The sequence below is a fragment of the Spirulina sp. 06S082 genome (assembly GCF_034932145.1).
Classification (GTDB): Bacteria; Cyanobacteriota; Cyanobacteriia; order Cyanobacteriales; family Spirulinaceae; genus CCY15215.
In genome coordinates this window covers 1-7255 of record NZ_JAYGHV010000069.1, presented here as the reverse complement: position 1 = coordinate 7255, position 7255 = coordinate 1, and the positions used below count along the sequence as shown (strand labels likewise).

The following is a 7255-nucleotide window of genomic DNA, read 5'->3' as shown; positions in this document are numbered from 1 at the left end:
AGAGCATTCCTCCTTCAATGGTACTCATGTGGTGAGCATAGTAGAAGGAAAAGTTGGATACCCAGCTAAAACTACCTAATTTCTTGTTGTTATGAGTAGCGCCATGAGACTCGCAAACATCCTCAACTAAGAGAATATTACGACGGTTTAATTCTTCTAAAAGTTCGTCAGTTAAGGCATCGAAACCTTGAACGTGGGTTAAAAATACGGCTCGTGTATTTTCGTTCAATTTGGCAATAATTTGCTGAGAATCCATCCCTAACGTATGGCGATCGATATCCACAACAACTGGGGTAAAACCATTTTGTAGGACTGAGGACAAATCGGAAACCCATGTGAGTGGAGGAACAATAACTTCTCCTCCTGAAGGATAGCGCAGCTTTAATGCTGCCATTGTTAAAAGATTAGCTGAAGAACCAGAGTTAACAAATACGCTATATTTTACGCCCAACCATTCAGACCACTCTTCCTCAAAAGCCTTCACATTTTTGGATTGAGTTAAAATTGGATCGTCCTGCTTTAGATACTCAATGAGTGCATCTAAATCTTCCCGAAGGATATTGTTTCGCATTAAGGGAAAATTCATAATCAAGTGCAAAAAAATAGATTTAAAAATGTAGAGATGGTCATATCTAGAGACATTTCCAGTAACATCTCTATAGGCGGAGATTAACACAAACGAGCTTCAATTTCTTCACAGATATAGTGATATAGCAAAAGATGTAATTCCTGAATTCGCGGTGTAACCGTAGAAGGAACATCAATCAATATATCACAGCATTGAGCCATTTTCCCCCCACCTTGTCCGGTAAGACCGAGGGTTTGTAATCCCAGTTTCTGAGCGACTTGCATTGCTCGAACAACGTTTTGGGAGTTCCCACTGGTGGATATTCCCCAACAAACTCCCCCAGACTGACCATGAGCTTCGACTTGACGGGAAAAAACTGAATCAAACTCATAATCGTTTGTCCATGCTGTTAAAACCGAGACATTAGCATTTAAGCAAATAACATTCAAAGCCTTTCTTTCTCGTAAAAAAGTCCCGACCAATTCTCCTGAAATATGTAAGGCATCGGAGGCCGAGCCTCCGTTACCGCAAATCAGCACGGGCAATCCACAAGATAGAGCAGAGCAAAGCAGCGCGATCGCTTCTTCGATGACCCCTCGTTCTTCTAGGGTCGCCATCTGAGAAACTAACGTACTATGCTCCTTGAGTCTTTGCTTAAAATCGCTCATGCTTTTGGAGATGGATTATAAAAAACAACTTGCGAGCCAGTATGGTCAATTTGAAAGGGAACCCAAACTTTAATTTGAGGGAGAGCATCGCGAATTTTTTGATGCTTTTCAGGGGGAGCAAGGAAAAAGAAAAATCCTCCCCCGCCTGCGCCCATTAATTTACCACCAAAGGCACCGGCTCGTAGCGCAGTCTGATAGAGGTCGTCCATCCAAGAGGCAGAAACTCCCTCGGCCAAACGGCATTTCAGATGCCAACTCTTGTCGAGTAGTTCCCCGATCGCCTCAAAGGAGGCTTGTTGAGAAAAGAGTTTCAATGCCTCCCGTGCTAGAGCGTAAATAGATTTGAGTTCGTCTGTAGTTTTGCCACGCTTGATATTATCAACTTTAGCGCGAGCATGACGTTCGGCAAGACGACTGACTCCACTAAAGCCGAAGAGAACATGAGATTCTAAATCTTTTAAATAATCAGCCGGCAATAATACATTATTGATCGTCCATTTGCCTCCCGGTTTCATGTCAATAAATTGACAGCCCCCATGTGCTGCCATAATTTGATCTTGAATACCGACGGATTCTTTCAAAAGAACTTGTTCGACCTCGATCGCTTCTAAAGCAAGTTGTTCTGAGGAGCGCATACGACCCTGAAGAGCATGGAGAGCATGGAGTAGACCGACAGTAAAGGAAGAACTCGAACCAATCCCCGAACGAGCGGGCAAATCCCCATCATGGTGAATTTCTATTCCCTCTGGGACTTGCAAATATTCAAGACAACCGCGAACGGCAGGATGAATAATCTCTTGGTGTTTGGCAACGCTTTCGATTTTGGAATAAACAATCCGACTGCGGTGTTCAAAAAATGGTGGCAAATAACGGACAGTGAGATAGCAATAATGGGCAATTCCTACGGCGACAACCAGTCCGCCATGTTCTTCAAACCACGGGTTATAGTCTGTTCCTCCCCCAAAAAAAGATAGTCGATAGGGCGTGCGGGTAATGATCATAGGGTTATTTAAACATTGGCAAATTGATTTCTTCTGATGACTTGGTAGCCCTTGATGAGTTCCTGGATGCCGCGATCGAGGGAAACTTGGGTCTTAAATCCTGTTGCTTCAATTCGTTCGTTGCTGACAATGTAGTTCCGTTGGTCGGGATCTTTGCCGATTTCCGAGAGGATAAAGCGAAATTCGGGAACTTGGCGTTGGATGGCTTCGCACAATTCTTGTTTGCTCAAGTTGGCTTCGGAAAGTCCGACGTTAAAGGGTTTTCCTTTCATCTGAGCATAGTTCTCGATCGCATGAATAAAGGCTCCGGCGGCATCGCGAACGTGAAGATAATTGCGTTTGAAGTGCGCTTCAAAAAGAACGACGGTGCGATCGACGACGGCGCGATAAGTAAAGTCATTCACCAATAAATCCAGCCGCATCCGAGGACTGACTCCAAAAACTGTGGCAAAGCGAAAGGTCACGCAGTCTCCTCGGTCTAAAAGATAGCGATCGATGTCTACTTTGAGTTTGCCGTAAAGAGAAATGGGACGCATGGGGGTATCTTCGTCGCAAAATATCCCTTCTTCTCCGACTCCATAGCCGCTATTGGTGCAGGGAAAAATGAGCATTTGTTCGGGGGATTTACTCTCGGCGAGAAAGCGGACTCCTTCGTAGTTAATTTGTTTTGCCCCCACGGGATCGCGATCGCACAGGGGAGCCCCGGTTAAACAAGCCAAGGGTAAAATAACATCCACCTTAGCGACGAGTTCCTTGACGAGATCGCGATCGCGCACGTCCCCCCGAATAATTTTCAGATTGCGATCGTAACAACAATCCAGTAAGGGTGTTTGACCATACATAAAGTTGTCGAGAACCGTTACTTCATGGCCTTTTTGGAGCAACATTGGCACCAAAACCGAACCGATATAGCCTGCGCCACCAGTGACAAGAATTTTCATCTTTTTTTGTTTCCTGAAAAAGTATCTTTTTGGGTTTACTCATCCCCATCTATTGTAGAAAACATCTCTACTTTTCTACTTTGTTGCTAGAGATTGCGAGTAACGAACATGCGTCGAATATTCTACTTTGCCGCCAGAGATTTGCGAGTAACGAACACGCGTCGAATATACTCCTGTAAAGACTTATCCAAGCGCGATTCCTGACGCTGAGAAATCAGATTAAACAGCATCCGTATCAGCCGCCAAGGGCGCAGCGTATACTGTGTACTATAAAATATCAATGTTCCTAAAAGCCACATAAGATTGAGTTCCTTGGTTGAGAGATTGCTACACCAAGAAACCGTTTGAGTCGGATCGCTATAACAGGCTAAACCCAAAAAATAATCATCCGAATATTCAGTAATCTTCTTATCCTCGGTAAGCTCTTGGAATAATTCAGAACCGGGGTAGGGGGAGAACATGGTAATCGACATATCATGAACGCCAATCCAAGCCATTTTGACTAAAAACCCGAGAGTCTCCCAAACTTGGCGGCGCGTTTCGCTCGGGAAGCCGATGATAACATGGGCTTTGACATTCAAACCATTCTTGACGGCTGCCTTCATAGAATCCAGCATTCGGTCTAGTTTGACCATCTTTTTGATTTTTTTCAAGGTTTCCATCGAACCACTCTCGGGCGCATAGGACAGATTGCGACACCCGGCTTCGTAAAGGAGTTGCGAGACTTCTGCATCGATCGCCTCCGAACGAGTGCCACTAGGTAATTGCCAAGTAAATTTAAGATTGCGTTGTTTAATCAATTGGCAGAATTCAACAATCCAATCTTTTCGCACGATCGCGGTGAGGTCATAAAAATCGATATTGTCCACCTGATATTTCTTGATGTATTCTTCAATTTCATCCAAAACTAATTCTGGTTTACGCGCAATCCATTTTGTCGTCCACATGCTGGGATTGGAACAAAAAGTGCAGCGAAAAGGACAGCCTCTCGTGGCAATGAGGGGCATACTTCGCCCCAAATCAACGCCATAACCTAGACCATTACTTAAATAATTTTCTAGAGGGACTAAATCCCAAGCAGGTTGAGGAATATCATCAATGGCTGTAATTCTCGCACGTGGGGGAGTTCGCAAAATTCGCCCTTCCCGTCGCAGCGCCAAGCCTTCTACTTCTGTCATCGTGGTAGGATCGTCCAGGCGCTTGGCAATATCGACTAAGGTTTCTTCTCCTTCTCCTAAAGCACAGTATTCCAAGTCTGGACATTCCTCTAGCACGAAGTCGGGCATAGCAGTAATATGTTCTCCTCCCGCAAGGAGGGGAACTTGCGGCAATTTTATTTTCAATAACTCAATCAGTTTGCGAATGTAGGGCCATTCTTGAGAAAACATACAACTGACCCCGATTAAATCGGTATGCTGGGGAACTCGTTCTACAATTTCGTGCATCAACAGGCCGATTGCCAGCATTCTGTCGTCAAAGAGTGGCGTTATTTTGAGGGGATCTTCGCCGATTCCATCGACGATAGTTACCGAATGACCGGCCTCGATTAGGCTCGCAGCAATATAAGCCAGCCCAATGGGCGGAGTTAAAGGACCAGTATTAGAATGACGGGATATTAAAGCAGGGGGACGAACTAATGTTATGTGTGACATAGGAGAGTTGTTTGAAAATAAAAAATGTACAGAAAATATTCAGGGATACAATTTGCAACAAAAGCGTTCTGGCATAAACCTATATTTTAGTGAGAAGTGTCAACTGTTATCTCTACTGTTATCTCTACTGTCATCTGTGTCGGTAATAGCCTCAGCACCGATAACAGAACAGGCAGAATTTTCCTATTCTTCTACACTAACTATCTTTCCTTTTTTGTCAACCCCTTCACCTGAAGGCTTACGCATGAATTAATAAAACGGGATTTTCTCAAAGATTTTAGAATTAAGACACCATTCATAGACCTTTTGAATTCCCTCAGCTAAGGAGGTTTTCGCAGACCAAGCTAATTTCTCCATTTGAGAGTTATCCAAGCGCTTCAGGGGCATCCCATCGGGTTTATGGGTATCGAAAATCAGATGACCATCGAAACCCACAATTTCCTTAATCGTTTCGGCTAGTTCGGAAATACTAACTTCCTGTCCGCTACCAATGTTAATCGGTTGAGAGGAATGATAATTTTTCTCTAGCAAAAAAAGTAACGCATCCGCAAGATCGTCACTCAATAAAAATTCCCGTTTAGGTTTACCGGTTCCCCAAACAACGACTTCTTTCAACTGCTGGATTTTGGCTTCGTGAAAGCGACGAATCATACCCGGAATGACATGACTATCTTGAGGGTGAAAGTTATCATTCCGGCCATAAAGATTTGCGGGAATGGCGGTCATATAATTCATACCATATTGCTGATTATATGCTTGGCACATCCCCCAGCCAGAAATTTTGGCGATCGCATAGGGCAAATTGGTTTCCTCAAGCAAACCCGTCAACAAAGCACTTTCTGACATAGGTTGCGGACAATGCTTGGGATACATACACGAACTTCCTAAAAAAACAAGGGATTTAACACCAGCTTTCATCGATTGATGAATCAAATTATTTTGGATCGTTAAATTTTGGTGGATAAACTCCCCGCAATATGTTTGATTAGCTAAGATCCCTCCTACTCGACCGGCTGCAATAATAACGCGATCGGGACTTTCTTGCTGCATAAACTCAGCTACACTGTCCGAGTTCATCAAATCCAGTTCAGCACGGGTTCGCGTAATCACAGCATAATTTTCATCCCGAATTGTACGTCGTAATAGTGCAGAACCGACAAGTCCCGTATGACCAGCAATATATAAAACCTGTCGTTTCATTAGCCTTCCTTATTTTTCACTATAAAAATCACCATATTCAACAACAATGGTACTTTTTCCATCTTCACGCTTCAGGGCTAATTCATAAGCGGGAAAGATATCTTCAGGTTCTTCTAAGCGAATCACCTCAATGGTTGTACAACAGCGAGTAATAGCCTCAGTAAAATCGCCAATATGTTGATATTGTGGGTGAAGAGGACGTTCTGAACCAATGCCAGTACGGATAATTGCCTTGGTTTGATAGCCCCCATTCGACATAACTTGAATCTTGTCTAAATGGTTGACAAGTTGGTTAATAGCACAGAGGAGAAAATTCCATCTCGGAAAAATACTAACAGGAATTAAGCCGGTTAAAGCCATACCGCTAGTCATTCCCATTTGCATTTCTTCAGCGACGGGTAACTCAATTCTTTTCTCCAAAGAAACCTCTTTCAAGGTGTTGGTCATAGCAGTTCCCTTGACCGCAACCGCTTGACCGATGAAAATAACTCTCGGATCTTCAGCCAAGAAATTCATCGATCGCTTGAGTTCATCAAAATATTTCATCGAGTCAGTCCTTTCAAATACAGATATTGACAAAATCCTTGATTTGTGATTTTGTAGGGACGTTTTAGCCGACTAACTAACGTCCCTACATTAAAATTCAACGCGAACACCGGCCCCGGCATGAGGATACTTGGTTTGATATCGATAATAAGTAATATACTCATCTTCTCTGTTTTCAAAATCTTCAAAACTCAGACGGGGTTGATTCCAAACTTCCCTTGTATCCGTACAAACAGATTTTTCATTGTCCTCAACAATAAAATGAATGGGAAGTTTGTGATTGCGACTGTATTTGATAGCTTCATAAGCAATCCCTGTTTCTGCGGTCATTTCTCCCATAAAACAGTAGACTTTGCTTTCTTCGCCCCTCATTTTAATGGACATTGCTGCACCTACAGCAATGGGTAAAACCCCTCCGACAATCGCTGATGAAAAAACACGATACTCGGGAAAACAAAGAGAAATAGAACGTCCTTCGATGATTTCTTGTCGCAATTGTTCGCGAGGGACTCCTTTTAACAAACATTGATAGTGACTGCGCCAAGAGCAAAATACCCAATCTTGAGGACGAATTCCTTGAAATACCTTAATAATCAGCTCTTCATTCCCATAATATAAATGAATGGGAGCGCGAATCTTGGCGGTATTAAACAATTCGGCAATTTCTTCTTCAAATGCA

General features: G+C 43.3%; 8 protein-coding genes. All 8 read right to left on the bottom strand.

Going from position 1 to position 7255, the window contains the following annotated elements:
* Positions 1-586: DegT/DnrJ/EryC1/StrS aminotransferase family protein (locus VB714_RS06640; protein WP_323222376.1), on the bottom strand; the 586-nt coding region annotated here is incomplete at its 3' end.
* A gap of 83 nt (positions 587-669) precedes the next feature.
* Positions 670-1236, bottom strand: coding sequence for a D-sedoheptulose-7-phosphate isomerase (locus tag VB714_RS06635; protein WP_323222375.1), 567 nt, complete (start codon positions 1234-1236; stop codon positions 670-672).
* Positions 1233-2237 (bottom strand): hypothetical protein, encoded by a 1005-nt coding sequence (locus VB714_RS06630; protein ID WP_323222373.1) that lies wholly within the window; start codon positions 2235-2237, stop codon positions 1233-1235. The genes VB714_RS06635 and VB714_RS06630 overlap by 4 nt, the downstream gene beginning before the upstream one ends.
* Positions 2238-2245: 8 nt before the next feature.
* Positions 2246-3178, bottom strand: a complete 933-nt coding sequence (locus VB714_RS06625; protein WP_323222371.1) for an NAD(P)-dependent oxidoreductase — start codon at positions 3176-3178, stop codon at positions 2246-2248.
* A 122-nt stretch (positions 3179-3300) separates the two neighbouring features.
* On the bottom strand, positions 3301-4830 hold the full coding sequence (locus VB714_RS06620; RefSeq protein ID WP_323222369.1) for a B12-binding domain-containing radical SAM protein: 1530 nt from the start codon (positions 4828-4830) through the stop codon (positions 3301-3303).
* A 249-nt stretch (positions 4831-5079) separates the two neighbouring features.
* Complete coding sequence (locus VB714_RS06615; RefSeq protein WP_323222367.1) at positions 5080-6030, bottom strand: GDP-L-fucose synthase; 951 nt, start codon at positions 6028-6030, stop codon at positions 5080-5082.
* Between the two features lie 9 nt (positions 6031-6039).
* Positions 6040-6576 (bottom strand): hypothetical protein, encoded by a 537-nt coding sequence (locus VB714_RS06610; RefSeq protein ID WP_323222365.1) that lies wholly within the window; start codon positions 6574-6576, stop codon positions 6040-6042.
* A 90-nt stretch (positions 6577-6666) separates the two neighbouring features.
* Positions 6667-7255: thiamine pyrophosphate-dependent enzyme (locus VB714_RS06605; RefSeq protein ID WP_323222364.1), on the bottom strand; the 589-nt coding region annotated here is incomplete at its 5' end.

Coding starts and splice junctions, on each gene's coding strand:
- VB714_RS06615 (WP_323222367.1), bottom strand. CDS start 6,030: ATGAAACGACAGGTTTTATATATTGCTGGTCATACGGGACTTGTCGGT.
- VB714_RS06625 (WP_323222371.1), bottom strand. CDS start 3,178: ATGAAAATTCTTGTCACTGGTGGCGCAGGCTATATCGGTTCGGTTTTG.
- VB714_RS06635 (WP_323222375.1), bottom strand. CDS start 1,236: ATGAGCGATTTTAAGCAAAGACTCAAGGAGCATAGTACGTTAGTTTCT.
- VB714_RS06630 (WP_323222373.1), bottom strand. CDS start 2,237: ATGATCATTACCCGCACGCCCTATCGACTATCTTTTTTTGGGGGAGGA.
- VB714_RS06620 (WP_323222369.1), bottom strand. CDS start 4,830: ATGTCACACATAACATTAGTTCGTCCCCCTGCTTTAATATCCCGTCAT.
- VB714_RS06610 (WP_323222365.1), bottom strand. CDS start 6,576: ATGAAATATTTTGATGAACTCAAGCGATCGATGAATTTCTTGGCTGAA.